This window comes from Denitratisoma sp., from assembly GCA_032027165.1.
GTDB lineage: Bacteria > Pseudomonadota > Gammaproteobacteria > Burkholderiales > Rhodocyclaceae > Desulfobacillus.
Genome location: JAVSMO010000001.1, coordinates 3,086,934 through 3,112,743 on the forward strand (window position 1 = coordinate 3,086,934; position 25,810 = coordinate 3,112,743).

At 66.3% G+C, this 25,810-nt stretch carries 28 protein-coding genes; 11 read left to right on the plus strand and 17 right to left on the minus strand.

The genetic code is table 11. The features are described 5' to 3' along the window. Positions 1 to 2: 2 nt before the first annotated feature. From ROZ00_15085 to ROZ00_15100, 4 genes are all read left to right on the plus strand, one after another. Positions 3 to 2,030 carry an NADPH-dependent 2,4-dienoyl-CoA reductase gene (locus ROZ00_15085; GenBank protein MDT3737551.1) on the plus strand — a complete coding sequence of 676 codons (2,028 nt, stop codon included), beginning with the start codon at positions 3 to 5 and terminating at the stop codon, positions 2,028 to 2,030. A gap of 18 nt (positions 2,031 to 2,048) precedes the next feature. Next, a complete protein-coding gene (locus tag ROZ00_15090; GenBank protein ID MDT3737552.1) occupies positions 2,049 to 3,299 on the plus strand; it encodes an acyl-CoA dehydrogenase family protein in 1,251 nt (416 codons plus the stop codon). A 105-nt stretch (positions 3,300 to 3,404) separates the two neighbouring features. Beyond that, a complete protein-coding gene (locus ROZ00_15095) occupies positions 3,405 to 3,689 on the plus strand; it encodes a hypothetical protein (protein ID MDT3737553.1) in 285 nt (94 codons plus the stop codon). Further along, positions 3,677 to 3,982 (plus strand): type II toxin-antitoxin system RelE/ParE family toxin, encoded by a 306-nt coding sequence (locus ROZ00_15100; protein MDT3737554.1) that lies wholly within the window; start codon positions 3,677 to 3,679, stop codon positions 3,980 to 3,982. The genes ROZ00_15095 and ROZ00_15100 overlap by 13 nt, the downstream gene beginning before the upstream one ends. Positions 3,983 to 4,389: 407 nt before the next feature. Here the strand turns inward: ROZ00_15100 and ROZ00_15105 are convergent, their stop codons facing one another. From ROZ00_15105 to ROZ00_15115, 3 genes are all read right to left on the minus strand, one after another. Further along, on the minus strand, positions 4,390 to 5,778 hold the full coding sequence (locus ROZ00_15105) for a hypothetical protein (protein ID MDT3737555.1): 1,389 nt from the start codon (positions 5,776 to 5,778) through the stop codon (positions 4,390 to 4,392). Between the two features lie 61 nt (positions 5,779 to 5,839). Continuing rightward, positions 5,840 to 6,960 (minus strand): IS3 family transposase gene (locus ROZ00_15110; protein MDT3737556.1). Its coding sequence is split into 2 segments (ribosomal slippage): positions 5,840 to 6,702 and positions 6,702 to 6,960, totalling 1,122 coding nucleotides; the frame shifts between segments, so codons are not numbered across the junction. Then, positions 6,863 to 7,474: a hypothetical protein gene (locus ROZ00_15115; GenBank protein MDT3737557.1), complete on the minus strand. Its 612-nt coding sequence runs from the start codon at positions 7,472 to 7,474 to the stop codon at positions 6,863 to 6,865. The genes ROZ00_15110 and ROZ00_15115 overlap by 98 nt, the downstream gene beginning before the upstream one ends. Positions 7,475 to 7,656: 182 nt before the next feature. Between ROZ00_15115 and ROZ00_15120 the strand changes: the two genes are divergently transcribed. The 3 genes from ROZ00_15120 (at position 7,657) to ROZ00_15130 (ending at position 9,200) form a co-directional block, all read left to right on the plus strand. Next, positions 7,657 to 8,505, plus strand: a complete 849-nt coding sequence (locus ROZ00_15120; protein ID MDT3737558.1) for a DMT family transporter — start codon at positions 7,657 to 7,659, stop codon at positions 8,503 to 8,505. Between the two features lie 168 nt (positions 8,506 to 8,673). Further along, positions 8,674 to 8,871, plus strand: a complete 198-nt coding sequence (locus tag ROZ00_15125) for a type II toxin-antitoxin system RelE/ParE family toxin (GenBank protein ID MDT3737559.1) — start codon at positions 8,674 to 8,676, stop codon at positions 8,869 to 8,871. Then, positions 8,868 to 9,200, plus strand: a complete 333-nt coding sequence (locus ROZ00_15130; protein ID MDT3737560.1) for a putative addiction module antidote protein — start codon at positions 8,868 to 8,870, stop codon at positions 9,198 to 9,200. The genes ROZ00_15125 and ROZ00_15130 overlap by 4 nt, the downstream gene beginning before the upstream one ends. A 51-nt stretch (positions 9,201 to 9,251) precedes the next feature. Here ROZ00_15130 and ROZ00_15135 read toward each other — a convergent pair whose 3' ends face one another. Beyond that, the gene (locus ROZ00_15135) at positions 9,252 to 9,620 is read right to left on the minus strand and encodes a hypothetical protein (GenBank protein MDT3737561.1); all 369 of its coding nucleotides are present in this window, start codon (positions 9,618 to 9,620) and stop codon (positions 9,252 to 9,254) included. Positions 9,621 to 9,701: 81 nt separating this feature from the next. Then, a complete protein-coding gene (locus tag ROZ00_15140; GenBank protein MDT3737562.1) occupies positions 9,702 to 10,241 on the minus strand; it encodes a Spy/CpxP family protein refolding chaperone in 540 nt (179 codons plus the stop codon). Positions 10,242 to 10,398: 157 nt separating this feature from the next. Between ROZ00_15140 and ROZ00_15145 the strand changes: the two genes are divergently transcribed. From ROZ00_15145 to ROZ00_15155, 3 genes are all read left to right on the plus strand, one after another. Then, positions 10,399 to 11,118, plus strand: a complete 720-nt coding sequence (locus ROZ00_15145; GenBank protein ID MDT3737563.1) for a response regulator — start codon at positions 10,399 to 10,401, stop codon at positions 11,116 to 11,118. Further along, the gene (locus ROZ00_15150) at positions 11,115 to 12,488 is read left to right on the plus strand and encodes an ATP-binding protein (protein ID MDT3737564.1); all 1,374 of its coding nucleotides are present in this window, start codon (positions 11,115 to 11,117) and stop codon (positions 12,486 to 12,488) included. Before ROZ00_15145 ends, ROZ00_15150 begins: the two co-directional genes overlap by 4 nt. A gap of 86 nt (positions 12,489 to 12,574) precedes the next feature. Continuing rightward, positions 12,575 to 14,110 (plus strand): PAS domain S-box protein, encoded by a 1,536-nt coding sequence (locus ROZ00_15155; GenBank protein MDT3737565.1) that lies wholly within the window; start codon positions 12,575 to 12,577, stop codon positions 14,108 to 14,110. Between the two features lie 73 nt (positions 14,111 to 14,183). On the opposite strand, the gene ROZ00_15160 is transcribed toward ROZ00_15155, so the two are convergent. The 6 genes from ROZ00_15160 to ROZ00_15185 all read right to left on the minus strand — a co-directional run bounded on the left by ROZ00_15160 (position 14,184) and on the right by ROZ00_15185 (position 18,663). After that, complete coding sequence (locus ROZ00_15160) at positions 14,184 to 14,426, minus strand: DUF2789 domain-containing protein (protein MDT3737566.1); 243 nt, start codon at positions 14,424 to 14,426, stop codon at positions 14,184 to 14,186. A gap of 29 nt (positions 14,427 to 14,455) precedes the next feature. Beyond that, positions 14,456 to 15,838, minus strand: a complete 1,383-nt coding sequence (gene fumC, locus ROZ00_15165; GenBank protein MDT3737567.1) for a class II fumarate hydratase — start codon at positions 15,836 to 15,838, stop codon at positions 14,456 to 14,458. Between the two features lie 18 nt (positions 15,839 to 15,856). Next, positions 15,857 to 16,066 (minus strand): DUF3460 family protein, encoded by a 210-nt coding sequence (locus ROZ00_15170; GenBank protein ID MDT3737568.1) that lies wholly within the window; start codon positions 16,064 to 16,066, stop codon positions 15,857 to 15,859. A gap of 140 nt (positions 16,067 to 16,206) precedes the next feature. Further along, positions 16,207 to 17,007 (minus strand): alpha/beta fold hydrolase, encoded by an 801-nt coding sequence (locus ROZ00_15175; GenBank protein ID MDT3737569.1) that lies wholly within the window; start codon positions 17,005 to 17,007, stop codon positions 16,207 to 16,209. Positions 17,008 to 17,105: 98 nt separating this feature from the next. Further along, complete coding sequence (locus ROZ00_15180) at positions 17,106 to 17,708, minus strand: TetR/AcrR family transcriptional regulator (GenBank protein MDT3737570.1); 603 nt, start codon at positions 17,706 to 17,708, stop codon at positions 17,106 to 17,108. A 40-nt stretch (positions 17,709 to 17,748) separates the two neighbouring features. Continuing rightward, positions 17,749 to 18,663, minus strand: a complete 915-nt coding sequence (locus ROZ00_15185) for a LysR family transcriptional regulator (GenBank protein MDT3737571.1) — start codon at positions 18,661 to 18,663, stop codon at positions 17,749 to 17,751. A gap of 119 nt (positions 18,664 to 18,782) precedes the next feature. On the opposite strand from ROZ00_15185, the gene ROZ00_15190 reads away from it, so the two are divergent. Next, the gene (locus ROZ00_15190; protein MDT3737572.1) at positions 18,783 to 19,097 is read left to right on the plus strand and encodes a monooxygenase; all 315 of its coding nucleotides are present in this window, start codon (positions 18,783 to 18,785) and stop codon (positions 19,095 to 19,097) included. A 51-nt stretch (positions 19,098 to 19,148) separates the two neighbouring features. Here the strand turns inward: ROZ00_15190 and ROZ00_15195 are convergent, their stop codons facing one another. From ROZ00_15195 to ROZ00_15220, 6 genes are read right to left on the minus strand one after another with little or no spacing between them, the layout of a single operon-like run. Then, positions 19,149 to 20,318: an ABC transporter substrate-binding protein gene (locus tag ROZ00_15195; GenBank protein MDT3737573.1), complete on the minus strand. Its 1,170-nt coding sequence runs from the start codon at positions 20,316 to 20,318 to the stop codon at positions 19,149 to 19,151. Positions 20,319 to 20,347: 29 nt separating this feature from the next. After that, positions 20,348 to 22,216 carry a long-chain fatty acid--CoA ligase gene (locus ROZ00_15200; protein MDT3737574.1) on the minus strand — a complete coding sequence of 623 codons (1,869 nt, stop codon included), beginning with the start codon at positions 22,214 to 22,216 and terminating at the stop codon, positions 20,348 to 20,350. A 13-nt stretch (positions 22,217 to 22,229) separates the two neighbouring features. Next, positions 22,230 to 23,009 (minus strand): ABC transporter ATP-binding protein, encoded by a 780-nt coding sequence (locus tag ROZ00_15205; protein MDT3737575.1) that lies wholly within the window; start codon positions 23,007 to 23,009, stop codon positions 22,230 to 22,232. A gap of 1 nt (position 23,010) precedes the next feature. Continuing rightward, on the minus strand, positions 23,011 to 23,814 hold the full coding sequence (locus ROZ00_15210) for an ABC transporter ATP-binding protein (GenBank protein ID MDT3737576.1): 804 nt from the start codon (positions 23,812 to 23,814) through the stop codon (positions 23,011 to 23,013). Continuing rightward, positions 23,811 to 24,887, minus strand: coding sequence for a branched-chain amino acid ABC transporter permease (locus tag ROZ00_15215; GenBank protein MDT3737577.1), 1,077 nt, complete (start codon positions 24,885 to 24,887; stop codon positions 23,811 to 23,813). Before ROZ00_15215 ends, ROZ00_15210 begins: the two co-directional genes overlap by 4 nt. Then, entirely contained in the window at positions 24,887 to 25,783 is an 897-nt protein-coding gene (locus tag ROZ00_15220; GenBank protein ID MDT3737578.1) for a branched-chain amino acid ABC transporter permease, read from the minus strand. Before ROZ00_15220 ends, ROZ00_15215 begins: the two co-directional genes overlap by 1 nt. Positions 25,784 to 25,810: the final 27 nt, after the last annotated feature.

Consider the following 25,810-nt stretch of genomic DNA (forward strand, 5'->3'; position numbering starts at 1 on the left):
AAATGAGCCAATACCCCCACCTCCTCGCCCCCCTCGACCTCGGCTTCACCACCCTGCGCAACCGCACGCTGATGGGCTCCATGCACACCGGCCTCGAGGAAGAGCCCAACGGTTTCGAGCGCATGGCGGCTTTCTTCGCCGAGCGCGCCAAGGGCGGCGCCGGCCTCATCGTCACCGGCGGCTTCGCGCCCAACCTCGCCGGGCGCGGCTCGCCCAAGGCTTCGCAGCTCTCCTTCCCCTGGCAGGTCGGCAAGCACCGCATCGTCACCGACGCCGTGCACGCCGCCGGCGGCAAGATCTGCCTGCAGATCCTGCACACCGGCCGCTACGCCTACCATCCGCTGGCGGTGTCGGCCTCGAAGCTGAAGTCGCCGATCAGCCCCTTCGCGCCGCGCGCGTTGAGCGGCTGGGGCGTGCGCAAGACCATCGCCGACTACGCCCGCTGCGCGCGCCTCGCGCAGAAGGCCGGCTACGACGGCGTCGAGATCATGGGCTCCGAGGGCTACCTCATCAACCAGTTCATCGCGCCGAAGACCAACCATCGCGCGGACGAATGGGGCGGCCCCTTCGAGAACCGCATCCGCTTCGCGGTGGAGATCGTGCGCCGCACGCGCGAGAAGGTCGGCCCCAACTTCATCATCGTCTTCCGCCTGTCGATGCTCGACCTCGTCGAGGACGGCAGCAGCTGGGAGGAAGTCGTGCAGCTGGCCAAGGCCATCGAGGCGGCGGGCGCGACGATCATCAACACCGGCATCGGCTGGCACGAGGCGCGCATCCCGACCATCGCCACCATGGTGCCGCGCGCGGCCTTCACCTGGGTGACGCGGCGCATGAAGGGCGAGGTGAAGATCCCGCTGGTCACCACCAACCGCATCAACGCGCCCGACGTGGCGGAAGAAGTGCTGGCGCGCGGCGACGCCGACATGGTGTCGATGGCGCGGCCCTTCCTCGCCGACGCCGAGTTCGTGAACAAGGCCGCCGCCGGACGCGCCGACGAGATCAACACCTGCATCGCCTGCAACCAGGCCTGCCTCGACCATATCTTCCAGCGCCAGACCTGCTCGTGTCTGGTCAACCCGCGCGCCTGCAACGAGACCGAGCTGGTCATCCGCCCCGCCGCCGCGAAGAAGAAGGTCGCCGTCGTCGGCGCCGGCCCGGCCGGCCTCGCCTTCGCCACCACCGCCGCCGAGCGCGGCCATGACGTCACGCTGTTCGAAGCGTCCGACGCCATCGGCGGCCAGTTCAACCTGGCCAAACGCATCCCCGGCAAGGAGGAGTTCGCCGAAACGCTGCGCTACTTCCGCCGCCGCCTCGACGCAACGGGCGTGAAAGTGAAAGTCAGTCACCGCGCCACGGCGGCCGAGCTCGCCGCGGGCGGTTTCGACCACGTTGCCCTCGCCACCGGCATCCTGCCGCGCACGCCGGACATTCCCGGCGTCGAGCATCCGAAGGTGGCGCGGTATATCGATGTGATAGAAGGCCGCCGCGAGGCGGGCCGCAAGGTCGCCATCGTCGGCGCCGGCGGCATCGGCTTCGACGTCGCCGAATTGCTCAGCCACGGCGGCGACAAGCCCAACGACCTCGACCACTTCCGCAACGAGTGGGGCATCGACAGCACGTACGCCGTGCGCGGCGGCCTGAAGAAGCCGTCGGACGAACCGCCGCCGCGCCAGATCTGGCTGCTGCAGAGGAAGACCAGCAAGGTCGGCGACGGCCTCGCGAAAACCACCGGCTGGATCCGCCGGACGCTGCTCAAGCGGCGCAACGTCAAGATGCTGGCGGGCGTGAGCTACGAGAAGATCGACGACGCCGGCCTGCACGTGCGCCTGGGCGACGGAGATCACGAGGGGCAGGTGCTCGACGTCGACACCATCGTACTGTGCGCCGGCCAGGAGCCGCGCCGCGAGCTGCTCGACGACCTGAAGAAAGCCGGCGTCGCGGTGAGCCTGATCGGCGGCGCCGACGTCGCCGCCGAACTCGACGCCAAGCGCGCCATCGACCAGGGCACCCGCGCCGCCGCGGCGCTCTGACGAATCAGGAGCCCCGCCATGATCGCCCACCTCCTCACCCTCGAACAGAAACAGGTCGTCGAAGACGCCCGCGCCTTCGTCCGCGACACGCCGCGCCAGCTCATCCTCGACATGGACGCCGAGACCGTGCGCTTCCCGAAGGACTGGCTGCGCGAGGCGGCCAAGCGCAAGCTCCTCGGCGTGCGTCATCCGAAGCAGTGGGGCGGCCGCGGCATGGACTGGGTGACCGCCAGCGCTGTCTGCGAGGAGATCGGCAGCCTGAGCTACGAGCTGGCCTGCGTCTTCGGCGTCGGCGCCGACCTGGTCTGCGACGCCATCATCCGCCACGGCACCGACGCCCAGCGCGAGCGCTACGTCAAGCCGCTGCTGGCGGGCGAGATCTTCGCCGCCGAATGCCTCACCGAGCCGCGCGGCGGCTCCGATTTCTTCGGCGCCACGACGACGGCGAAGGATTGCGGCGACCACTTCCTGCTCAACGGCCAGAAGCGCTTCATCGTCGGCGCCGAGGGTGCGGACTACTTCCTGGTGTACGCCCGCACCAATCCCGACCCCAAGGCGCCGCCGCAGCAGAGCATCACCTGCTTCATCGTCGACCGCGGCCCGGGCGTCGAGACCAAGTACCTCTACGGCCTGATGGGCTGCCGCGGCGGCGGCACCGGCCGCCTGGTGTTCCGCGACGTCAAGGTGCCGCGCGAGAACGTTGTCGGCGAAGTGCACGGCGCCTACCCGGTGTTCAACACCATGATGATCCCCGAGCGCCTCGGCACGGCGGCGATGACAATCGGCGCCGCCCGCCCGGCCCTCGACGTCGCCACCCAGTACTCCTCGCGCCGCAAGGCCTTCGGCCAGGTCATCAACCGCTTCCAGGGCGTCAGCTTCCAGGTCGCCGAGGCGGCCACCCTGCTCGATGCCAGCCGCGCCATGGTGTACGCCACCTCGCGCGCCGCCGACGAGGTCGCCGACATGGACCACGTGCGCCGGCTGATTTCCGAGACCAAGAAGTTCGTCACCGAGTCCTGCCAGAAGGTGGTGCACAACGCCATGCAGGTGGTGGGCGGCATCGGCTACACCAACGTCCTGCCGCTGGAGCGCATCTACCGCGACATCCGCCTCGCCTCCATCTGGACCGGCACCAATGAAGTGATGGCCATGATCGTCGCCCACGAGTGGTACCGAGAGCACGGCAAGCACAAAGCCGCGAAGCTCGCGCGCGATTACGCGCGCGATGCCGCCGAGGCGGATGCGGCGGATGAGATTATTTACGAGTAGCGGGACAGTCGAGGCGCGCTGCTCCGGCGCCTTGAAAGAAAAGTTTTTGCGGCCGTCGGGGCAGGGGTGTTACCATAGTGTCACCACTGCACCGAAGGAGGCGGCATGTCCACCACATCACTGAAACTTTCCGACGAACTCAAGCAGCGCGCCGTTGCCGCAGCGGAGAAGCAGGGCGTGTCGCCGCACGCCTTCATGGTTCAGGCGATCGAGCAGGCAGCCGCCTCGGCCGAGCGGCGCGCCGCCTTCGTCGCCGACGCGCAAGCGGCGCGGCAACAGATGCTGCGCACCGGCAAGGGCTACGATGCCGACGAGGTCCATGCCTATCTGAAGGCGCGCATCGCAGGCAGAAAATCCGCCAAGCCGAAAGCCAAGTCTTGGCGAAGCTGATCTATTCGGCACGGGCGCTTGCCGACCTCGAAAGACTTACCGACTTTCTGGCCGGGAGCGACCCGGTCGCCGCAGCGGATACGCTCGGCCTGATCGAGGAAGCCGTCGCATTGCTGCGTCGTCATCCACTGATCGGCCGCCCCGTTGAGCACGAACTGCGGGAGTTGTTGATATCCCGCGGCAGGACGGGCTACGTGGCCCTTTACAGTTTCGAGGAAATGCACGACGCCGTCCTGATCCACGCAATTCGTCACCAGCGTGAAGCAGGCTACGCTGGCGAAGCAGAGGGTTGAATATCCGGTTTTCGTATGAGTCACGACGGCACGCCTTCTACTCCCTCTCCCCGCGAGCGGGGAGAGGGTTGGGGAGAGGGGCTACGGCTGGCCCGCCATGCAGGTGGTGGGCGGCATCGGCTACACCAACGTCCTGCCGCTAGCGCATCTACCGCGGCATCCGCCTCGCTTCAATATGGACCGGCATCAACGAAGTGATAGCCATGATCGTCGCCCACGAGTGGTATCGCGAGCACGGCAAGCACAAGGCCGCGAAACTCGCACGCGACTACGCGCGGGATGCGGCGGAGGCGGATGCGGCGGATGAGATTATTTATGAGTAGTGGTGCAGCCGCTCCGGGAATTGTCAGTCGCTGGAATACGGCGCGGCAATAATAAAATGCGATAACGCCACTCAACAAGTTTCACTAAGTGACGTTACCGCTGGATGCAATACAGAAGTGATCATGGAATGGGCTTAGCGGATTAGAAGCGCCAAATACTATATTCCGGTAGTTGTCAGCGGAACATAGATCCTTGCTACTCTTAAGCTCTCTAAGGTATGACTGTTCGGAGATCGACAGGAGCTTAATAGCGCTAGCAATTGAAGTCGGGCTATATGCTTGGACACCGACGCGTGCTATTGAGCGAATCAGTGTGTCTATGTAGGTATGCAAATTCTCTACAAGGGTATCAAGATACGGCAGTGCCTCCGCGCTGTGGACTATCTGGTTACGAGTGGAATAAATTCGCTGTACATGCCAACCTAGTCGAACACGATGCGCTTTCAGTGTTTCATGTGTTCGTTCGGAACTCTTAAATTCGTCAAATAGATTAAAGCAGCGGAAACGCAAGAGCGGATTTCCTCCTAACTCAGTGAATAGCTGAGACCTGACACTGGCACATTCGTCGGTTACTAGAACACGAACTGTATTTTCAAAGAATGAATCCGTGGACGAAATGCTCTCGATAAGATTCGTGATCGTAGAATCACATTCTTCAAGCGCTGCTGCGACATAACGGAAGAGTTTTTCAGCGTAGGTAAGTGTTAAGCAGGGAAGCAGCACTCCGACATAATGTGTGATACGAGCTGAATCAACTTCTGGTGGTGGTAAGAAGCCCTCTAACGCAGCCCAAAGGTCAACAAGTTGATTCTCGGCTGTTGAGGTTTCGGTTGCTGCACGGTGGTAGTCGAGAGCTTTCACAAACACGGCCGAATCACTCTTATGGAAATGAATGCCAGCTAGCACATCAATGGTCTGGTTGATATGTTCTCGGCAGTCATCTACTGAAGACTGAAGGCAACGTTTCATGGCTGTGACTGGCGGCTTCAACAAGCCATCATAAGTTCCATTAGCTCCAAGACATAGTGCGACTGGTTGCCAATAGCAATGTTCATGATGCACGTGGAACGCATAGACGCTCGATAAGGCCAGCAAATACCTTTCAGCACGTATTCGAGCGCTTACTGAATCTCGAGCTTTAATTGATGTTGTTAGTAGGAATGAGGGGAATTGCTCGCTTTTTTGAAGAAAGTCGACGGCGTGTGGGTGAGATGTTTTTATCTCTGGCGCTGACTCCATAACATCTAATCCTAAATGTTTCGCGAATTCCCGAACAGTTAGTAACGAATTGGCAACCTTAAACAAAAATCGGTATTCGCGAGGCTCCTGTTCAAATAGAGTAAGGAAATCGTCGACATCCAGCGGACTATGAATCCTTTTTCGCCAAAAATATTTTCGTGCAGTGTGGAAGACATAGCTGCGGTGGAAGCCTTGGAGTTCCGCTTCTGAAATGAATGAATCAGCCAAGGCCAAGATAGTGACCTGCCCCCGTCTTTAGTGCCAGGTCGTGGTTAGTAAAATCCGAAACATAAATCTATCCGATTTCCAGTTCTGTTGCGCTGTCGGGCAAGCTTGCCCGACAGCGCGCCGCGAACTCCGCCGGCGTGAGATACCCCAGTGCGCTATGCGGCCGGCACTCGTTGTAGTCGCGCCGCCAGGCCGCCACCCGCACCCGCGCTTCGGCCAAGCTCGTGAACCAATGCTCGTTCAGGCACTCATCGCGGAACTTGCCGTTGAACGACTCGATGTAGGCGTTCTGCGTCGGCTTGCCCGGCTGGATGAGCTTCAACTCGACACCGTTCCGATAAGCCCACTGGTCGAGCGCCTTGCTGGTGAACTCCGGCCCCTGGTCGGTGCGGATCGCCGCCGGCAAGCCGCGGAAGCGCGCCGCCTGATCCAGCACGCGCGTCACATACTGCCCGCTGATGCTGTGGTCGAGCACGATATCCACGGATTCCTTGGTGCAGTCATCCACGATGTTCAGGCACTTCAGGCGCCGCCCCGAGGACAGCGCATCCATCACGAAATCCATCGACCAGACCTGGTTCGGCGCCTCGGGCAAGGTCAGCGGCTGGCGCTCCATCGCCACCCCCTTGCGCCGCTTGCGCTTGGGCACCGCCAGCCCCGCGCCCTGGTACAGGCGAAACACCCGCTTGTGGTTCGCCTGATGGCCTTCCCGCCGCAACAGCACATGCAGACGCCTGTAGCCGAAGCGGCGCCGCTCGGCGGCCAGTTCGACCATCCGCCCGGCCAGCGCCTGGTTGGCCGGGTCGGTCTTGGCTTCGTAGTTCAACACCGTGCGCGATACCCCCACAAGCCGGCAGGCGCGACGCTGGGAGATGGACGTCTTCTCCTGCATCACGGCAACCGCCTGGCGCTTGGCCTGCGGGGTCAGCGCTTTCCCTTGACAACAACCTTGAGCGCCTCGATGTCGAGCATCGATTCGGCCAGCAGCTTCTTCAGCTTGGCGTTCTCCGCCTCCAGCTCGCGCAGCCGCTTGGCATCCGCCACGTCCATGCCGCCGAACTTGCGCCGCCAGGTGTAGAAGGCCGCATCGCTAAAGCCATGCTTCCTGCACAGATCCTTGATCGCCACCCCGGCTTCCGCCTGCTTGAGGTACCCGATGATCTGCTCTTCCGTGAACCGCTTCTTCATGCCCGCTTCTCCCTTCAAAAGCGGACTTTACTAACTTCAGGCTGGTACTGAAAATGGGGAGCAGGTCAATAGATCTGCTGTTATTGTCTTTTCGAACTTGCTCAGAAATGGTACGGAGAAGGCGTGTCCAGTAAAAACCATCCAGTTCTATGTGCATTGCGCCGGTAATTGCAATAGCAGCCTCCGGGTTTGCACGCTCTGCCACGAGCCTGTCTGTGTATGCGGTAAATCGTTCTTGCTCGCTCTTTGTGAGAACGGGATCAGATCTCATTTGAGAAATTAGTTCCTCGATCGTCGGAATCAGTGCGCCAGGATTAACTCGCTTACGAAGAACTTGGTTGGCCAAGGCGCCAACCTCAAACACGCAAGTGTGCACATTAAGTGCACGGGCTTTGTATGAATCAACCGTGTAATCGAAGAGTTTTTCTTCAAGAGCATGCGCAAAAAGCAAAACGCGTTCTCGTTCGGGGAAGACTGCCCACTTTTTCGTCCGTGGAGGAATCAAGGTAATCATTTAGATTTCACCATGATGAATACTTTCGTGCCTTAGTATGCACCTGTAATGTTTTTAATTTCAAGCCGGTGATAAGACCATTTATGTTCGAATGTATTTCTGGGTAGGATGCCAATACTGTTTCGTTCTCATAACAAACTGACATGTCGATATAACATTTTGAGTATTGCCTGATTTCCTCAATGCCTATCCCCCGAACCATTGCATTAACCACCCTCACCATGCTCGCCTTCGCCGGCAACTCGGTGTTGTGCCGCATTGCGCTGCGGGAGACGGGCATCGACGCGGCGAGCTTCACCACCATTCGCCTCGCGTCGGGGGCGGTGGTGCTGTGGCTGATCGTGCGCTTCTTTCGCCACGCGCAGGTTGGCGGCGGCAGCTGGATGTCGGCGCTGATGCTGTTCGCCTACGCCGCCGGCTTTTCCTTCGCGTATCTGAGCCTGACCACGGCGACGGGCGCGCTGCTGCTCTTTGGCGCGGTGCAGGCGACGATGATTTGCTGGGGACTGTGGCGCGGCGAGCGCTTCGGCGCGCGGCAGCTCGCCGGCCTCGCGCTGGCGGTCGGCGGTCTGGTCGGGCTGCTGCTGCCGGGGCTGTCGGCGCCGCCGCTCGCCGGCGCGGCGCTGATGCTGATGGCGGGCGCGGCGTGGGGCGTGTATTCGATCCGCGGCAAGGGGGCGGGCGACGCCACGCGCGTGACGGCGGGCAACTTCCTGCGCGCGGTGCCCTTCGCCGTGGTGCTGAGCCTGCTGCCGCTCGCCGACGCGCGGCTGGATGCGGCGGGCGTCGCCTACGCGCTGGCCTCCGGCGCGATCACCTCTGGCCTCGGCTACGCCATCTGGTACACCGTGCTGCCGCACCTCAAGGCGACGAGCGGCGCGACCGTGCAGCTCAGCGTGCCGGTGATCGCCGCGCTGGGCGGCATCGTCTTCCTCGGCGAGGCGGTGACGCTGCGCTTCGTGCTGGCTTCTGCAGCGGTGCTCGGCGGCATCGCGCTGGTGATCCTCAACCCGCCGTCCCGCCGGGACTGACTTTTCCCCTTGCCGGTATGTAGCCTAAAAGCTACAATGACTCATGATCGAAGTATTCCGCTACGTAACCGAGTCGGGACGCGAGCCGGTGACGGAGTGGCTTCAGTCGCTGAAGGACAAGCAGCGCAGGCCAAGATTCGCGTTCGCCTGAAACGCCTGGAGGCCGGCATGTTCGGCGATTGCGAGCCGGTCGGCGACGGCGTACTCGAATTGCGCGAGCATCTGGGCGCGGGATACCGGGTGTATTTCGGCCGGCACGGCAAGGCCATCGTGATCCTGCTGTGCGGCGGCAGCAAGAAGACCCAGCAATCGGACATCAAGACGGCCAGGCAGTATTGGGCCGACTGGAAAAGGAGGCGGACATGAGCAGGAAAGTGAAGGCGGCAGTCGCCCACCATGCGCGCGAGGTCGCGGAGCTGCGCGCGGACCGCGAGCTGGCGGTGGAGTATCTCAAGGCTGCGATGGAATCCCTCGACGATCCGGACGATCGCGCGGCGGGGTTGCTCGCCTTGCGCACCGTTGCCGAGGCTTACGGCGGGCTCGGTGCGGTCGCGGCCGAGGCGGGGATCAGCCGCGAATCGCTCTACCGTGCCCTCTCCGCCAAGGGCAACCCAACCCTGAAAACGATCCTCGCCGTCCTTAAGGCCGTCGGCATGCGACTCTCGGTCGAACCCGACGAGCGCCTGGCGGCCTGATTCATTTCCCGCCGTCCCGCCGGGACTGACTTTTGCCTTGGCCGCGCCGGCCTACTTTCCTTCCGCCACGAACTGGTACGCGGCGCCGGCGGGCGTGCGGCATTCGCCGACGGCGCGCGGGCCGTCGAAGAGGAATTCGCAGTTGAGCGGCGGGCCGCCTTCGGCGGTGAGGTGGGCGCGCGCCTGGTTGGAGGTGTAGGTGGTGACGGTGTCGGGCGCGAAGTACGGCCCGATCATCATGGGATGGGAAATGCCGACGCCGGTGGCGACGATGTAGAAGCCGCCGTACTTCAGCCCGTCGACCGCCACCTCGATGCGCCCGGTCTGCGGAAACAGCGTACCGCGGTGGACCTTCGCGGCGGGATCGATCAGCTGGAACGGCAGCGGCTGCGCCGCCGGGGCGCGATCGAAAATGGGCATTCCGGGTTGCCCCGGCTGGGGCGACCCGGAATCCGGTCGTCTTTGTGGATTCCCGCGTTCGCGGGAATGACGGGTGCTGGCTCAGCGCATGCCGCCCATTCCGCCCATGCCACCACCCATGCCGCCCATCATGCCGCGCTGGCCGTGTTCGCCGCGGCCGCCAAATCCACCTTTTCCGCCGTGGCGGCCGCCCATCGGGTGGCGCGTCATGTCGGCGAGGGTCTTGGCCTGCTCGGGCGTCAGTGCGCTTTGCAGTTTCGCCGTGGCGTCGGCGAGGGTGGCGAGCTTCGTCGCCATCTTCGCGGCCATGTCGGCGCGGTGGCGCGCCAGCGTGGCGGCGTCGGCGTCCTTCGCCGGCGGCGTCGGGCGGGCATCGAACATGTCCTTGTGCACCTTGGCGTAGGCCTGCCAGGCGTCCTGCTGCGAGGCCTTGATTTCCAGACGGTTGGCCATCCGGTCGAGGCGGGCCTGCATGCGGGATTGCATGCGCTCCTGCATCTCCGGGGTCATTTCGCGCATGCCGGGGCCGGGAGCGGCCGAGGCGACAGGCACGGCGGCGGCAAGGGCGAGGCCGGCGGCAACGAGGGCGGTGGTGAGCTTGCTGCGGGTATTCGTTTTCATGTGGATCTCCGTGTGGTTGAGGTACGGTTGCCATTTAACCCGCCGCGTGTAACCGGCATTTTTCATCCGCCGGCGGTTTTGTTAACGGTTTGTAACGCTTTGTCGAAGGCCGCTCACATTTGCGCCGCCGCGGCCGCGGCGCACTACACTAGCGGCCATGAACAAGCGGATTCTGGTAGTCGACGACGACCCCGAGCTGCGCGAGCTGCTGCGCGGCTATCTCGGCGGCAACGGTTTCGAGGTGGACGTCGCCGCGGACGGCGCCGCCATGCGCAGCCGCATCGCCGCCGCGGCGCCGGACCTGGTGATCCTCGACCTGATGCTGCCGGGCGAGGACGGGCTGGCGCTGTGCCGCGCGCTGCGCGCCGCCTCCGCCACTTCTGCGCTGCCGATCCTGATGCTCACCGCGCGCGGCGAGGACACCGACCGCATCGTCGGCCTGGAGATGGGCGCCGACGACTACCTGCCGAAGCCCTTCAATCCGCGCGAGCTTCTGGCGCGCATCCGCAGCATCCTGCGCCGCGCCGGCGAGAACGCCGCGCGCGAGGCGCCGGCGCGCGCGCTGGCCTTCGCCGGCTGGACGCTCGACCTCGGCGCGCGCCACCTGGTCGGCGCGGACGGCGTCGTCGTGCCGGTCTCCAACGGCGAGTTCAAGCTGCTGCGCGCCTTCGCCGAGAACCCCTTCCGCGTGCTGTCGCGGGACCAATTGATGGACGTGCTGGCCGGTCGCGAGGCCGGCCCCTTCGACCGCAGCGTGGACGTCATGGTGCACCGCCTGCGCCGGCGCCTCGACGACGACGCGCGCGAGCCGCAGCTGATCAAGACGGTGCGCAGCGAGGGCTACATGCTGGCGGCGGACGTGGAGAAGAAGTCGTGAGGCTGCTGCCGAGGAGCCTGTTCGGCCAGATCGTGCTGGCGCTGGTCGTCGGCATCGTGGTGGCGCAGCTCGCCGGCACCTGGCTGCTGCTCGACGACCGCTCGCGCTACGGCGAGCGCCTGCGCGGCGAGAACGCAGCCCAGCGCATCGCCGGCATCGTCTCGGTGCTCGACGGCGCCTCCGCCGAGGAACGCCCGCGCCTGGTGCGCGCCCTCAGCGTGCCGCCGACGCGCCTGTCCCTCGACGAGCCCTGGCAGGCGGGCGGGAGCGAGGCGGGTCCGGATGCGGAGGCTTTCCTGCGTCGCGTCGCGCGCGCGCTGGAGCGGCCGATCGAGTTGCAGGTGCTGTCGATCCGGCGCATGCCGTTGCGGGGCCGCGCCGAGGCCCATCCCATGCCGCCGCATGCGGAGCGCTTCGCCGAGCGCGGCCGGCCGCTGCTGATGGCGGTGGCGCAGGCGCGCCTGCGCGACGGCGCGGTGGTCACCTTCCGACACGCCCTGCCGGAGCCGGCGCGCGACTGGCCGCTGCGCGCGCTCGGCCTGCTGGCGCTGCTGGCGGCCGTGGTGGCGCTGCTCGCCGGCTGGGCGGTGCGCCGCCTGACGCGGCCGCTGGCGGCGCTGGCCGATGCCGCCGACGGCCTCGCGCGCGACCTCGACCAGCCGCCGCTGCCCGAGCGCGGGCCGCAGGAGGTGGCGCGCGCGGCGCGCTCCTTCAATGCCATGCAGCGTTCGCTGAAGTCGTATCTCGAGACGCGCGCCCAGGCGCTGGCCGGCGTCTCGCACGACCTGCGCCTGCCGCTGACGCGGCTGCGCCTGCGGCTGGAACAGCTGCCCGAGGGGGCGTCGCGCGCGGCCATGCAGCGCGACCTCGAGGAGATGGATGCCATGGTGGGCGGCACGCTCGATTTCCTGCGTGCCGGCAACGACACCGAGCAGGCGGTGAAGCTCAACCTCGTCGCGCTGCTCGAGGGCCTCGCCGAGGATGCCGAGGCGGCCGGCGCAAAAGTCAGTCTGCACGGCACGGCGGCGCCGCTCGCCGCCAGGCCGCAGGCGCTGCGCCGCTGCCTGGCGAACCTCATCGACAACGCGCGCCGCTACGGCGGCGACGAGATCGAGGTGCGGCTTCGCGACGCCGCCGGGTCCGTCGAGATCCGCATCGAGGACCGCGGCCCCGGCATCCCGGCTGCGGAGCGCGAGCGCGTCTTTGAGCCCTACGTGCGGCTGGAGGCCTCGCGCGCGCGCCACACCGGCGGCACCGGCCTCGGCCTCGCCATCGCCCGCGCCGTCGCCCGCGCCCACGGCGGCGAGGTGCGCCTGGAGGCGCGCGAGGGCGGCGGCACGTCGGCCGTCGTCACGCTGCCGCGCCGATGAAGGCAAAGGCCCTGCGCAAATAGTGGTCACTTTCGAGCACCATCGGGGCTAGAATCCACTATCGTCCCCTCTTGCCGTGTGTTCCCTTGAGCGATTCGGGTACCCGCCAGGACAGGCTTTCGCTGCAGCAGCAAATCGCCCTCCTGGTCTTTGACAACCTCTCCGAAGGCGTCGTCTTCACCGACGCCGGCGGCAAGATCCTTGCGGTCAATGCCGGCTTCACGCGCATCACCGGCTACGCCGCCGACGAGGCGGTCGGGCGCAATCCCCGCCTTCTCCAGTCCGGCGTCCAGGAGCGCGGGTTCTACGAGGAGATGTGGCGCACCCTCGGAGCGACCGGCCGCTGGCGCGGCGAGATCGTCAACCGGCGCAAGTCGGGCGACCTGTATCCGGAACTGCTGTCGATCAGCGCCGTGCGCGGCGCCGACGGCGGGATCACCAACTACATCGGCGTCTTCACCGACCTGAGCGAGCGGCTGGCGCAGGAGCGCGCCATGCGCGAGATGCGCGAGCGGCTCGACCTCGCCCTCGACGCCGGCGGCGTCGGCACCTGGATCTGGGAGCCGGGCAGCGGCCGGCTGGAATGCGATGCGCGCGCCGGCGAGCTCGTCGCGGAACCGGGGCGCGAACCCCCGCGCAGCTTCGATGCGCTGCTCGCCCGCCTGCCGCCGTATGAACGCCCGCGCGTCATGGATGCCTTCCTGCGCCCGGCGCGCCTGCAACAGGCTTTCCGCGCCGAGTTCGAGGTCATCCTGCCGGACGGCGGCGAGCGGCACCTGGTCGCGCGCGCCCGGCCGCATTGCAACGAGACGGACGGCGTCTGCCGCGTCTTCGGCGTCGTCTGGGACGTCACCGAACGCTACTTGCGCGAGCGCGAGATCCGCGAGCTCAACGCCACGCTGGAACGGCGCGTGCAGGAACGCACCGCCGAACTGGAGGCGGCCCTCGCCGAGCTGGAGTCGTTTTCCTATTCGGTCGCCCACGACCTGCGCGCGCCGCTGCGCAGCCTGGACGGCTTCAGCCGGATCCTCATCGACGACTACGGCGAACGCCTCGACGAGACGGGCCGCGGCCACCTCCTGCGCATCAGCGCCGCCAGCCGGCGGCTCGACCGCCTGATCGAGAACCTGCTGAAGCTGTCGCGCATCTCCCAGTCGCCCATGGAGCGCATCCCGGTGAACCTGAGCGGGATGGCGCGGGAAGTCGCTATCGCCCTGCAGACGGCGCAGCCCGGGCGGGCGGCGGATTTCGTCATCGAGCGCCGGCTGCGCGCCGTCGGCGACCCCGTGCTGCTGCGCGCGCTGCTGGAGAACCTGCTCGGCAATGCCTGGAAATACTCCTCACGCAAGGAGCGGGCGCGCATCGAGTTCGGCCTGCAGCGGTTCCCGGAGGGCGGGACCGCCTTTTTCGTGCGCGACAACGGCGACGGCTTCGACATGGCCGAAGCGGGCAAGCTGTTCGCGCCGTTCCAGCGCCTGCACGCCGCCGACGAGTTCGCCGGCACGGGCGTGGGGCTGGCCTCCGTCGCCCGCACCGTGGCGCGCCACGGCGGCCGCGTCTGGGCGGAGGCCGCGAAGGGCGCGGGCGCGACCTTTTTCTTCACGCTGCCCGATCAGGCGTGAGCGGGCCGCCGCGTCGCGGCGGCTGACTTTTCCATTCACGGCAAGGCGGCGCGCCGATTCCCCGCCGTGCCGTTCACTGCGGACGCTCGTGCAGCATTACGTTCAGGGCATCGATGATCGCTGCCCAGTCGGAATCCTCGAGCATCCCTTCGCGCAGGAAGGCCGCCTGGCCGCGATTCCAGAAGGGCGCTTCGTGCAGTGGCATGTCGGCGGGCAGCGGGCCGTGGGCCGCGACGAAGCCGTCGATGCCCGAACGATTGGCGGGGAGGCCGAGTTGGGCGAACAGGCAGGCGATGTCGTGCGTCTGGGTATGCATAGGCTGTCTCCCGTTACCGTTTGCCTTGGTTATTCGCCGCCTGCGCCAAGCATGTGCTCCGGCCGCAGCCAGCGATCGAGATTTTCCGGTCCGGCATAGCCCAGGGCGAGGGCGGCTTCCTTCAGCGAGCAGCCTTTGCGTTGGGCCAGCTGGGCGACCTCGGTTGCCCGCTCGTAGCCGATATGCGGGGTCAGGGCCGTCACCAGCATGAGGCTCCGCTCCAGCCCTGCGGCGATGCGGTCCCGGTGCGGCTCGATGCCGGCCACGCAGTGGACCGCGAAGCTGGCCATGCCGTCCGCCAGCAGGCGCACGCTTTGCAGGAAGTTGTGGGCGATGAGCGGCTTGCAGGCATTGAGCTCGAAGTTTCCCGAAGCGCCGCCGAGGGTGATGGCGGCGTCGTTGCCGATGACCTGGCAGCAGGCCATGTAGAGGGCCTCGCTCTGGGTCGGATTCACCTTGCCGGGCATGATCGAGCTGCCCGGCTCGTTTTCGGGAAGGGCGATCTCGCCGAGCCCGCAGCGCGGGCCGGAGGCGAGCCAGCGGATGTCGTTGGCGATTTTCATGAGCGCAGTCGCCAGGGTCTTCAGGGCGCCATGGGCCGACACCAGGGCATCGTGCGCGGCGATGGCGGCGAACTTGTTGCCGGCGCTCGCGAAGCGCGGGCCGAGGCGTTCGGAGAGTTCCGCCGCGACGCGGGCGCCGAACTCGGGGTGCGTGTTGAGGCCGGTGCCCACCGCGGTGCCGCCGATGGCCAGTTGCAGCAGCGCGGGCAGGCTCGCCGTAATGGCCCCCTCGGCGTGATCGAGTTGCGCCACGTAGCCGGAGAATTCCTGGCCGAGGGTCAGGGGCACGGCATCCTGCAGATGCGTGCGCCCCGTCTTGACGATGTCGGCGAAGGCATCGGCCTTGCCGGCCAGGGCGCCGCGCAGCTGGCGCAAGCCGGACAACAGGCGCTGGCCGATGCCCAGCACTGCGGCGACGTGCATGGCGGTCGGGATGACGTCGTTCGAGGACTGGCCGAGATTGACTTCGTCGTTGGGATGGACGCGCCGCCCGGCGCCGCCGAGGCGTTCCGTCGCCAGGCTGGCGAGCACCTCGTTCATGTTCATGTTGGTCTGCGTGCCCGAGCCGGTCTGCCAGACGGCGAGGGGGAACTCGTCCGGATGCCGGCCGGCCAGCACCTCGTCAGCGGCCTGCGCGATGGCCTGCCCCACGTCGGGCGGCAGGCGGCCGAGGCCGGCATTCACCCTGGCGCAGGCCCGCTTCACCTCGGCCAGCGCGAGGATCAGCTCCACGGGCATGCGTTCGCTGGAGATGCGGAAGTGCTGCAGCGCGCGCTGGGTCTGCGCACCCCAGCGCCGTTCGTCCGCCACCTCGATGCTGCCCATGCTGTCGTGTTCGCGTCGGCTCATGGGATGTCGCCATTCCGGTCAGTGATGATCCTTCCGAATGGCGACATTATGGAACCCGTAGCCGTCGTCGGGGACGGAATCCTTTCGGGCTTCCTCGAGCGCCTGGAAATCCACCCGGTGATCCCAGTAGATGTTCCAGCCGAGCTTCTGGTCCCTGACGACCTCCGGATGCTCGGCCAGATAACCATCGATGAAGTGCGTGAATTCGGAAACGTAGTGCCTGTCCATGCGTCGCCTCGCTTTCCCGGATGTCCGGAATGCACTGCATGAGCGTTCGACCCGCCGGCCCGCGAGGAGTTCGGGCGCGCGGGCGATGACGCCGTACCGGGGCGACTGACTTTTGCCGTCCGCGGCGTCGTCGCGCCGCGCTACCCTTTCGCGTTGCCGAGAAAGCACGCCACTTCATGGATCACCGCCGCGTCGTAGAGCGCGCCGCGGTGGCCGAGGCCCTGCGTGGCGACGAGGCGCGCGCCGGGCCAGTGGCGGGCGTAGCGCTCGCCGTCGCGGAAGGGATTGTCGCGGTCGTCGACGTCGTGCACGACCAGCGCCGGCTGCGAGAGCTTCGGCGCGGTCGCCTCCACCTCGAAGTCGCTCCAGCGGATGCCGAAGCGCCGTTCGATCTGCGCCTGCATCAGCGCGCGCACGCCCTCGGGAAGGCGCAACAGCTTGGCGAAGCGGTGCGAGTACTCTGTGAGGCTCGCCGGCGGCGCCAGCAGCACGGCCTTCCTTACCTGGGCCCCCTGCGCCATCACGTAGCCGGTCACCGCGCCGCCGAGCGAGTGGCCGATGATCGCCTCGACCGGGCCGAGGTGGCGCAGCATGGCGTCGAGCGCGGCGGCCATGTGCACCAGCGAGGATTCGTGCCCGCCGGTCATGCCGTGGCCGGGCGCGTCGAAGGCCACCACCGAGTAGCCGCGTTCCAGCAGCGGCGCGACGAAGCTGCGCAGCTGCGCCGCGCGCCCGCCCCAGCCGTGCACCAGCACCACGGCGGGATCTTCCTTGCGGCCCCAGCGCCAGCCGACGAGGCGGCCGGTCGGCATCGGCACGGTGAGCAGCGAGGCTTCCTCCAGTGCCTCGAGCTCGGCGCGGCGGAAGCCGTGGCGCGGCGGCGTGAGGAACAGGCGGCGGGCGCGGTCGCCGGCCTTGCGCGGCGCAAGGGGTGCGAGCACACGGAAGGCGAGGCGGTGGCGGGTGAGGCCAATAAAGAAACGAACGGTCGTGCTTAATTTTGGGCCAAAAAAAAGCGGCAGATGCATTTCCATGATCGCTACTCCTTTCCTTGCGGTGAGTAATCGCGCACCAGGCGCTCGAAGGCGTCGAGGGCGCGGCGGTTGGCATCCCGGTCCTTGAACAGGCGCTTGCTCTGCATGTTGGCCAGGGTGAGGCCGGTGAATTCGAAGACGAACTGGTCGATGTCGGTATCGGGCCGCAGCTCGCCGGCCTCGATGGCCATGCGCACGGCGTTGGCGAGCAGGCGGTGGCCGTCGGCGAGGCCGGCCTCGACGGCGTCGCGCACCGGGCCGGGCTGGTCGTCGAACTCGTTGGCGGCGGCGTTCATCGGGCAGCCGCCGGGCAGGCGCGCGCGTTCGGTCCAGTCGAGCCAGTTGGTGAAGATGGCGCGCAGGCGGGCGATGCCGCGTGGCGCCTTCAGGGCGGGGCGCACGACGATGTCGACGAAACGTTGCTGGCTTTCGCGCATGACGGCGATCTGCAGCTCCTCCTTCGAGCCGAAATGCGCAAACACGCCGCTTTTCGACATGCCGGCCTTGTCGGCCAGCGCGCCGATGCTCAGGCCGCTGACGCCGATCTGGCTGCACAGCGCCAGGGCCTCGTCGAGGATCGCCTGCCGGGTTTCGTCACCTTTTCCCATGACGGCTTTATAGCACGACCGTTCGTTTTTTGTCAAGCCCTCATTCCGGCAGCCACTGGTCGCCTTCCGGGTTCCGGCCGAGTCGCTCGAAAAGCAGGTCGATCATGGTGCGCACCTTGGCGGCGAGCTGCCTGCGGCTGGGATAGACGACATTGATGCCGAGCGTGGCGATGTCCCAGCCGGGGAAGACGTCGACCAGGCGGCCGGCGCGGAGGTCCGCGCCGACAAGGAAGCTCGGCAGCAGCGAAAGTCCGCCGCCGGCCAGCGCCGACTGGCGCAGGGTCTCCGAACTGGTCGACATCAGGCGCGGCCGCACCGGTACTTCGAGCCTTTCCCGCTTGCGCGCGAAGGGCCAGCGGTCCCACGGCGTCGGGTAGGCGAAGACCAGGCAGTCGTGGCCCTCCAGGTCGGCCGGTTTCGCCGGACGTCCGCGCTGCGCGAGGTAAGCCGGCGCCGCCACCACGCGCAGGGCGGAGCTGGCGAGCCGCCGCGCCACCAGGCGCGAGTCCATGGTCTGGGCGATGCGCACGGCGAGGTCCATCTCTTCCTCGACGAGGTCGACGACGCGGTTGGCGAGGTCGAGCGTAACGCCGGCGGCGGGATGGCGCTGCAGGTAAACCGGGATGAGCGGCGCGAGGTGCAGGTTGCCGAACTCGATGGGCGCCGTCATGCGCAGGGTGCCGGCCGGCGTGGCGGTGGCGGCGGTGGCGAGGCCCTCGGCCTCGGCGATGCCCTGCAGCAGTTCGACGCAGCGCTCGTAATAGGCGCGGCCGGCCTCGGTCAGGCTGAGGCTGCGCGTGCTGCGGTTGAGCAGGCGGGCGCCGAGGCGACGTTCGAGGTGGCCGATGTGCTTGGTGGCCGCCGCTGCGGAGATGTCGAGCTTGCGCGCGGCGGCGGCGAAGCTGCCGCTCTCGGCGATGCGCACGAAGACCCGCATGCTCTCGAGTGTGTCCATCCGATTCCTCCCGTTCCGGAAACGATCCATTCACGCCCGCCCGGCTGATCCGGCAGGCCGGTTTTTATATGCTTCTGTTCGCCGGTGCCATTCTGCACCATTCAAAAAGGAGATGAAAAATGAGCGGCAATCCGCAACTGCTGTCGATCGACTTTCCCTATTCCGGCCCGTGGGGCGGCGAGATGAGCGCGGCCTTCGCCGGGCTGGCGCGCGACATCGCTGCGGAGTCCGGCCTGCTGTGGAAGGTGTGGACGGAAAACCGGGAGGCGGGCCGCGCCGGCGGCGTATACCTCTTTGCCGACGAGAATGCGCGGGAAGCCTACCTTGCCAAGCACACGGCGCGGCTGAAGTCCTTCGGCATCGAGGACATCGCCGTGCAGCGCTTCGAGGCGAACCCGCGGCTGTCGGCGATCACCCGCGCCGTGGTGGCATAGGCAAAAGAAAGGGGCGCCGAAGCGCCCCTTCTTGCCGAAGGTGTTGAAGACTCAGTTCGACAGGTAGTCGGTGACGGTCACCCACTTGCCGTTCTGGATCTGGCTGACGCGCGACTTCTGGTTGCCCAGATGCTGCGTCGCGGTGAACTTGTATTCCGGGCTGCCGAACATGTCGCGCGGGAAGGCCTCCTTCTCCAGTGCCTTGACGAAGCTGTCGGCGGTCAGGTTGGGGCCGGCGCGCTTGGCGGTCTGGTAGAACAGGTCGGCGATGACGTAGCCGTAGGCGGAGAACAGGCCGGGATCCTCCTTGAACTGCGCCTTGTAGGCGGCCGCCCAGTCGCGCACGTTCTTGGAGGCGTCGTCCGGGTAGGGCACGGCCACCTGGTGCATCGAGTAGAAGCCGTTCATGGCCGGGCCGCCCAGCTTGTGGATCAGGTCGGTGTAGGAGGCCGAGGTGCCGATGAAGTTCGGGTTCCAGCCCATCTTGCGGGCGGTGCCGATGGTGCCCAGCGTCTCGCGGATGATGGTGCCCATCACCACGGTGTCGCAGTTGGAGGCCTTCATCTTCGCCACCTGCGCGGAGAAGTCGGTGGCGCCGCGCTTGAAGGAGGTCTTCTCGGTGAAGGACTTGCCGATGTCCTTGAGGCCGTCTTCGGAACCGCGCAGCACTTCCAGGCCGAATTCGTCGTCCTGGTAGATGATGCAGTAGCTCTTCGAGCCGCGCTCGCTGGCCATCCACTTCACGCCGATGCGGATCTGGTCGTAGTAGGGGGCGGCGAAGGAGAACTTCAGCTTGTGCAGCGGCTCGTACATCTCGCGCGCGCCGGTGAGCGGGAAGACGTGCGGGATGTTCTTCTCGAAAAGGATCGGCATGCTGGCCATGGCCACCGCCGTGCCGATGGTGCCGGCCATGGCGAAGATCTTGTCCTGCTGCACCATCTTCTGCGCGGCGAGCAGGCCCTTCTTCGGATCGTAGCCGCTGTCCTCGACGACCAGCTTGATCTTGCGGCCGTGCACGCCGCCGGCGGCGTTGATCTCGTCGACCCGCATCTGCATGCCGTTGCGTGCCGGCTTGCTGAAGCCGGCCAGCGGGCCGGACAGGTCCTGGATCGAGCCGAGGACGATCTGGTCCTTGGTGACACCCTGCTGCTGGGCCTGGGCGGACCAGGCCAGGGTCGTGGCGGCGGCCAGGATGGCCACCTTGCTGACGATGTTTTTCATTTTCAAGTCTCCTCTCCTCTGGTTTGCAACTAGGAACGGTACATGGATTCTATAAGTTCTGCATACTTTTGGTTCACGAATTTCCGCTTCAGCTTCATGGTCGGGGTGAGCTCCTCGTCCTCGGCGCCCAGCTTTTGTTCTATCAGGCGGAATTTCTTCACCTGCTCGACCCGGGCGAACTCCTTGTTCACCCGTGCCAGCTCGCCCTCGATCAGCCTGAGGATTTCCGGCGCGCGGCACAGGCTGGCGTAGTTGGAGAAGGGGATGTCGTGGTCCTGGGCGAATTTCTCGACGTTCTCCTGGTCGATCATGATCAGGCAGACGAGGTAGGGCCGCTTGTCGCCGATCACCACCGCGTCGGTGATGTAGGGCGAGAACTTCAGCTGGTTCTCGATCTCCGAGGGCGTGATGTTCTTGCCGCCGGCGGTGATGATGATGTCCTTGAGGCGGTCGGAGATCTTGAAGAAGCCGTCGGCGTCCACGTAGCCGACGTCGCCGGTGTGCAGCCAGCCTTCGGCGTCGATGGTCTCGGCGGTCTTCTCCGGCTGGTTGAGGTAGCCCATGAAGATGTTGTCGCCTCGCACCAGCAGCTCGCCGCTGTCGGCGACCTTCACTTCGCAGTAGGCGTTGGCGACGCCGATCATGCCGGGCTTGATGCGCGACACCGGCGTGCAGGTGGCGCCGCCGCCGGTCTCGGTCATGCCCCACACTTCCAGCATGGGTATGCCGAGCGCCATGTACCAGCGCACCAGGTCGGGCGAGATCGGCGCCGCGCCGGTGATGAGGAAGCGGCAGCGGTGGATGCCGATCAGCTTGCGCACGTTGTTGAGCACCAGGAAGCGGCCCAGCCAGTGCAGCGCCCTGAGGCCGGCGCCGATCGGCTGGCCGGCTTCATACAGGGCGACCATCTTCATGCCGACGCCGATGGCCCACTTGTAGGCGAGCTTTTCCAGGCGGGTGGCCTCGGCCAGGCCGATGGTGACGCCGGAATAGAACTTCTCCCAGATGCGCGGCACGGCGAGGAACACCGTCGGCTGGATCTCGCGCACGTTCTCGGGGATCGTCTCCGGGTTCTCGACGAAGTTGAGCACGGCGCCGGTGTACAGCGAGAAGTAGGCGCCGGCCATGCGCTCGGCGACGTGGCACAGCGGCAGGAAGCACATGTGCTCGTCGGACTCGTTCTGCGCGATGATCAGGTTGAAGCCGTGGATCGAGTAGACCACGTTGTGGTGCGAGAGCATCGCGCCCTTGGGCTTGCCGGTGGTGCCCGAGGTGTAGATGAGGATGGCGAGGTCGCCGGGCTGGCGGCTGTCGATGCGCGCGCGCCATTCGGCGTCCGCGGCGGCGCCGAGGCTGGCGATGCGCTCGCGGCCGATCTCGCGCAGGCGCTCCAGGCTGATCACCTGCGGGTCGTCGAGGCCGCGCAGGCCCTCCATGTCCCAGACGACGATCTTGCGCAGCTGCGGCAGCTGCTCGCGCGCCTCGAGCGCCTTGTCGAGCTGCTCCTCGTCCTCGACGAAGAGGTAGGCCGAGCGCGAGTCCTCGGTCAGGTACTGCACCTGCGTCGCCGAGTCGGTCGGGTAGATGCCGGAGCTGACGCCGCCGGCACACAGGGCGCCGAGGTCGCAGAACAGCCATTCCTGCCGGGTGTTGCCGAGGATGGAGACCGTCTCGCCCGGCTCGAAGCCGAGTTCGACCAGGCCCATGCCGATCTCGCGCACGATGCCGGCCAGTTCGCGCCAGGTCAGGGTCTGCCAGAGGCCGAAGGATTTCTGGCGGAAGATGACCTGGTCGGCGCGCTTTTCCGCGGCGTTCCAGAACAGGCGCGGAATGGTGTCGCCGGGGACGACGATGTCCCGGGTTGACCAGTGATTCTTGTTGTCGGCGTTCCACCACATGGTTTGCGATCCCCTAGCGCCAGGTCTTCTTCTTCTTCCAGCGCCGCGTGCCGCGAACGCCGGTCTCCTTGATGCCGAGGTAGAACTCCTTGATGTCCTCCTTCTCGCGCAGCACGGCGCAGGGATCTTCCATGACGATGCGGCCCACCTCGAGCACGTAGCCGTAGTCGGCGTACTTGAGGGCGACGCGGGCATTCTGCTCGACCACCAGGATGGTGACGCCGCGCTCGCGGTTGATGCGCTGGATGATCTCGAAGATCTCCTGGGTCAGCTTCGGCGACAGGCCCAGGCTCGGCTCGTCGAGCAGCATGATCGTCGGCTTCGCCAGCAGGGCGCGGCTGATGGCGAGCATCTGCTGCTGGCCGCCGGAGAGCTGGCCGGCGGGCTGGTTCGCCCGCTCCTTGAGGATGGGGAAGTAGCCGTACACCTGCTCGATTTCCTGTTCGACGGCGGCGCGCTCGCCGATGGAACGCGTGTACGCGCCCATGATGAGGTTCTCGCGCACCGTCAGCAGGGGGAAGATCTCGCGGCCTTCCGGCACGTGGGCGATGCCCTCGCGCACGATCCAGGCCGGGTCCTTCTTCTGGATCGGCTGGCCGCGGTAGACCACGCTGCCCTTCTGCGGATCGATGATGCCGGAGATGGTCTTCAGGATGGTCGACTTGCCGGCGCCGTTGGCGCCGAGCACGGTGACGATGCTGCCCTGCGCGACCTTGAGCGAGACGCCGCGGATGGCCTTCACCGGCCCGTAGGACGACTCGACGTTGTTGAGTTGGAGGATGACTTCGCTCATGTCAGGCTCCGGCGCCGGCAGCCGGCGCCGGCTCGTCGTCGGCGCCGCCCAGGTAGGCCTCGATCACGGCGGGGTGCGACTGCACCTCGGCGGCGGTGCCGACGGCCAGCTCCTCGCCCTGGTTGAGCGCGAAGACGCGGTCGGAGACGCGCGAGACGAGGCCCATGTCGTGCTCGACCATGATCACCGTGATGCCGAGGTCGTGCTTGATGTCCTCGATCCAGAAGCCCATGTCCTCGGTCTCCTCGACGTTGAGGCCGGAGGACGGCTCGTCGAGCAGCAGCAGCTTGGGTCGCATCGCCAGCGCGCGGCCCAGTTCGACCACCTTGCGCACGCCGTAGGGCAGGCCGGCGACCATGCTGTCGCGGTAGTGCTGCAGCTCGAGGAACTCGATGACCTCCTCGACGGTGCGGCGGAACTGCAGCTCGGTGCGCCGGACCAGGGGCGTGAACAGCAGGTCCTGCCACCAGCTGGTGTGGCGGTGGCAGTGGCGGCCGACCAGCAGGTTCTGCAGCACGGTGGCGTGCTCGAACAGCTCGATGTTCTGGAAGGTGCGCGCGATGCCGAGGCGGGCGATCTCGTAGGGGGCGAGATGGGAGATCTTCTCGCCCTCGAAGGTGACGAAGCCGGCGGTGGGCCGGTACAGCCCGCTGATGAGGTTGAAGATGGTGGTCTTGCCGGCGCCGTTGGGGCCGATCAGCGAGAACACCTCGTTCGGCCACACCTCGAAGGAGACGTCGTTCACGGCCTTCAGGCCGCCGAACTGCACCGACAGGTTTTTCGCCTCGAGCAGCGGAGCGGTCATTTCATGCGCTCCGACTTCATGTAGCTCTTCTGCCGACGGAACATGCCCTTGCGGTAGAAGGGGAAGAGCTGGAAGAAGGTGCGGATCTTCAGCCAGCGGCCGTACAGGCCCATCGGCTCGAACAGCACGAAGGTGACGAGGATCAGTCCGAAGATGGTCGGCTGCAGGCCGGTCTGCTGGCCGATCGCCGGGGGCAGCCAGTCCTTGGCCAGCACGATGAGCTGCTGCACGACGATCCAGAAGGCGGCGCCGAAGATGGCGCCGTAGATCGAGCCGACGCCGCCGATCACCAGGATGATCAGCAGCTCGATCGACTGCAGGAAGGTGAACTGGTCGGGCGACAGGTAGCGCAGCTTGTGGGCGTAGAGCGCGCCGGCGATGCCGGCGATGGCGGCGGACAGCGCGAAGGCGGTGGTCTTGTAGCGCGCCAGGTTGATGCCCATGCTCTGAGCCGAGATCTCGGAATCGCGGATGGCGACGAAGGCGCGGCCGGTCGGGCTGCGCAGCAGGTTCATGACGCCGAGCACGACCAGCACCAGGATGACCAGCACCAGGTAGTAGAAGCGCTGGTCGCTGTCGATGGGCAGGCCGAAGACCTCGAGGCTGCCGAGCATCTTGCCGGCGTTGCCGCCGGTGATGTGCTCGGCGCGGGCGATGCCCTCCTCGACGATGAAGCCGAAGGCCAGCGTGGCGATGGCCAGGTACATGCCCTTCACGCGCAGCGCCGGCAGGCCGACGATGATGCCGGTGATGCCGGCCACCAGCGCCGAGAACGCGAGCGAAATGGCGAAGGGCCAGCCGAGCTGCTGCAGGTAGGCCTCGGTGTACGCGCCCATGGCGAGGAAGGCGGCGTGGCCGAGCGACACCTGGCCGGTGAAGCCGACCAGGATCATCAGGCCGATGCCGGCGATCGAGTAGATCCAGATGAAGACCAGCTGCGAGACCCAGTAGTCGGGCAGCAGCCAGGGCGCGGCGATGAGCGCGAGCATCAGCGCGCCGTACCAGAACACCTGGCCGCCGTGCTTGAACAGGCGGACGTCCTGGTTGTAGTGCGTCTTGAAGAGAAACCTCATCAGACCTTCTTCCTGAGATTTTCGCCGAACAGGCCGTTCGGCTTCACCGCCAGCATGATGAGCACGACGATGTAGGCGGCGATGTCCTTGAAGCCTTCCGGCAGGTAGAAGCCGGCCAGCGTCTCGACGACGCCGATGATGAGGCCGCCGACCAGCGCGCCGGGGATGCTGCCGAAGCCGCCGACCACCGCGGCCGGGAAGGCCTTCAGGCCGATGAAGCCCATGTTGGCGTGCACGAAGGTGATCGGCGCCAGCAGGAGTCCCGCGCAGGCGGAGACGGCGGCGGAAATGCCCCACACCAGCATGTTGATGCGCCGCACCGGGATGCCCATGTAGAAGGCCGCCAGCTGGTTCTGCGAGGTGGCCTGCATGGCGATGCCGATCTTGGTGTGCTTGAAGAGCAGGTACAGCGCCACGATCAGCAGCGCCGTGACGGCGATGACGACGACGTGCTCCATCGACATGATGAGGCCGCCCTCCGTGCCGTTGCCGCCGATGCTGACGATCTGGTCCTTGTAGGGCACCGGCAGGACGTGGGTGTCGGTGCCCCACTCCGGAATCATGGTGACGAGGCCGCGCGCGAGGTAGCCGACGCCGATGGTGACCATCACCACGGTGAAGGCCGGCTGGCCGAGCAGCGGCCGCAGCACGACGCGCTCGAGCGCCATGCCGAAGAACAGCATGACGACCAGGGCGGCGGCGAACGCCGCCCAGAAGGGCAGGCCCATCGCCAGCGTGCCGGTGAGGCCGAGAAAGCCGCCGAGCATCATCAGGTCGCCCTGGGCGAAGTTGATGGTCTCGGTGGCCTTGTAGATGAGCACGAAGCCGAGCGCGATCAGGCCGTAAATGCAGCCTTGCGCGATGCCGCTCGCGACGAGTTGCAAGAATTGCAGCAAGCCCTCTCCTCCGACTGCCTTCTTTGT

Excerpts from the sequence above, each read along its gene's own strand:
- ROZ00_15090 (MDT3737552.1), top strand. The coding sequence starts at position 2,049 with ATGATCGCCCACCTCCTCACCCTCGAACAGAAACAGGTCGTCGAAGAC.
- ROZ00_15205 (MDT3737575.1), bottom strand. The coding sequence starts at position 23,009 with ATGAGCGAAGTCATCCTCCAACTCAACAACGTCGAGTCGTCCTACGGG.
- ROZ00_15180 (MDT3737570.1), bottom strand. The coding sequence starts at position 17,708 with ATGGGAAAAGGTGACGAAACCCGGCAGGCGATCCTCGACGAGGCCCTG.
- ROZ00_15115 (MDT3737557.1), bottom strand. The coding sequence starts at position 7,474 with ATGATTACCTTGATTCCTCCACGGACGAAAAAGTGGGCAGTCTTCCCC.
- ROZ00_15200 (MDT3737574.1), bottom strand. The coding sequence starts at position 22,216 with ATGTGGTGGAACGCCGACAACAAGAATCACTGGTCAACCCGGGACATC.
- ROZ00_15185 (MDT3737571.1), bottom strand. The coding sequence starts at position 18,663 with ATGGACACACTCGAGAGCATGCGGGTCTTCGTGCGCATCGCCGAGAGC.
- ROZ00_15095 (MDT3737553.1), top strand. The coding sequence starts at position 3,405 with ATGTCCACCACATCACTGAAACTTTCCGACGAACTCAAGCAGCGCGCC.
- ROZ00_15085 (MDT3737551.1), top strand. The coding sequence starts at position 3 with ATGAGCCAATACCCCCACCTCCTCGCCCCCCTCGACCTCGGCTTCACC.
- ROZ00_15130 (MDT3737560.1), top strand. The coding sequence starts at position 8,868 with ATGAGCAGGAAAGTGAAGGCGGCAGTCGCCCACCATGCGCGCGAGGTC.
- ROZ00_15195 (MDT3737573.1), bottom strand. The coding sequence starts at position 20,318 with ATGAAAAACATCGTCAGCAAGGTGGCCATCCTGGCCGCCGCCACGACC.
- ROZ00_15120 (MDT3737558.1), top strand. The coding sequence starts at position 7,657 with ATGCCTATCCCCCGAACCATTGCATTAACCACCCTCACCATGCTCGCC.
- ROZ00_15145 (MDT3737563.1), top strand. The coding sequence starts at position 10,399 with ATGAACAAGCGGATTCTGGTAGTCGACGACGACCCCGAGCTGCGCGAG.
- ROZ00_15160 (MDT3737566.1), bottom strand. The coding sequence starts at position 14,426 with ATGCATACCCAGACGCACGACATCGCCTGCCTGTTCGCCCAACTCGGC.
- ROZ00_15140 (MDT3737562.1), bottom strand. The coding sequence starts at position 10,241 with ATGAAAACGAATACCCGCAGCAAGCTCACCACCGCCCTCGTTGCCGCC.
- ROZ00_15210 (MDT3737576.1), bottom strand. The coding sequence starts at position 23,814 with ATGACCGCTCCGCTGCTCGAGGCGAAAAACCTGTCGGTGCAGTTCGGC.
- ROZ00_15215 (MDT3737577.1), bottom strand. The coding sequence starts at position 24,887 with ATGAGGTTTCTCTTCAAGACGCACTACAACCAGGACGTCCGCCTGTTC.
- ROZ00_15135 (MDT3737561.1), bottom strand. The coding sequence starts at position 9,620 with ATGCCCATTTTCGATCGCGCCCCGGCGGCGCAGCCGCTGCCGTTCCAG.
- ROZ00_15190 (MDT3737572.1), top strand. The coding sequence starts at position 18,783 with ATGAGCGGCAATCCGCAACTGCTGTCGATCGACTTTCCCTATTCCGGC.
- ROZ00_15170 (MDT3737568.1), bottom strand. The coding sequence starts at position 16,066 with ATGGACAGGCACTACGTTTCCGAATTCACGCACTTCATCGATGGTTAT.
- fumC (MDT3737567.1), bottom strand. The coding sequence starts at position 15,838 with ATGAGCCGACGCGAACACGACAGCATGGGCAGCATCGAGGTGGCGGAC.
- ROZ00_15125 (MDT3737559.1), top strand. The coding sequence starts at position 8,674 with ATGTTCGGCGATTGCGAGCCGGTCGGCGACGGCGTACTCGAATTGCGC.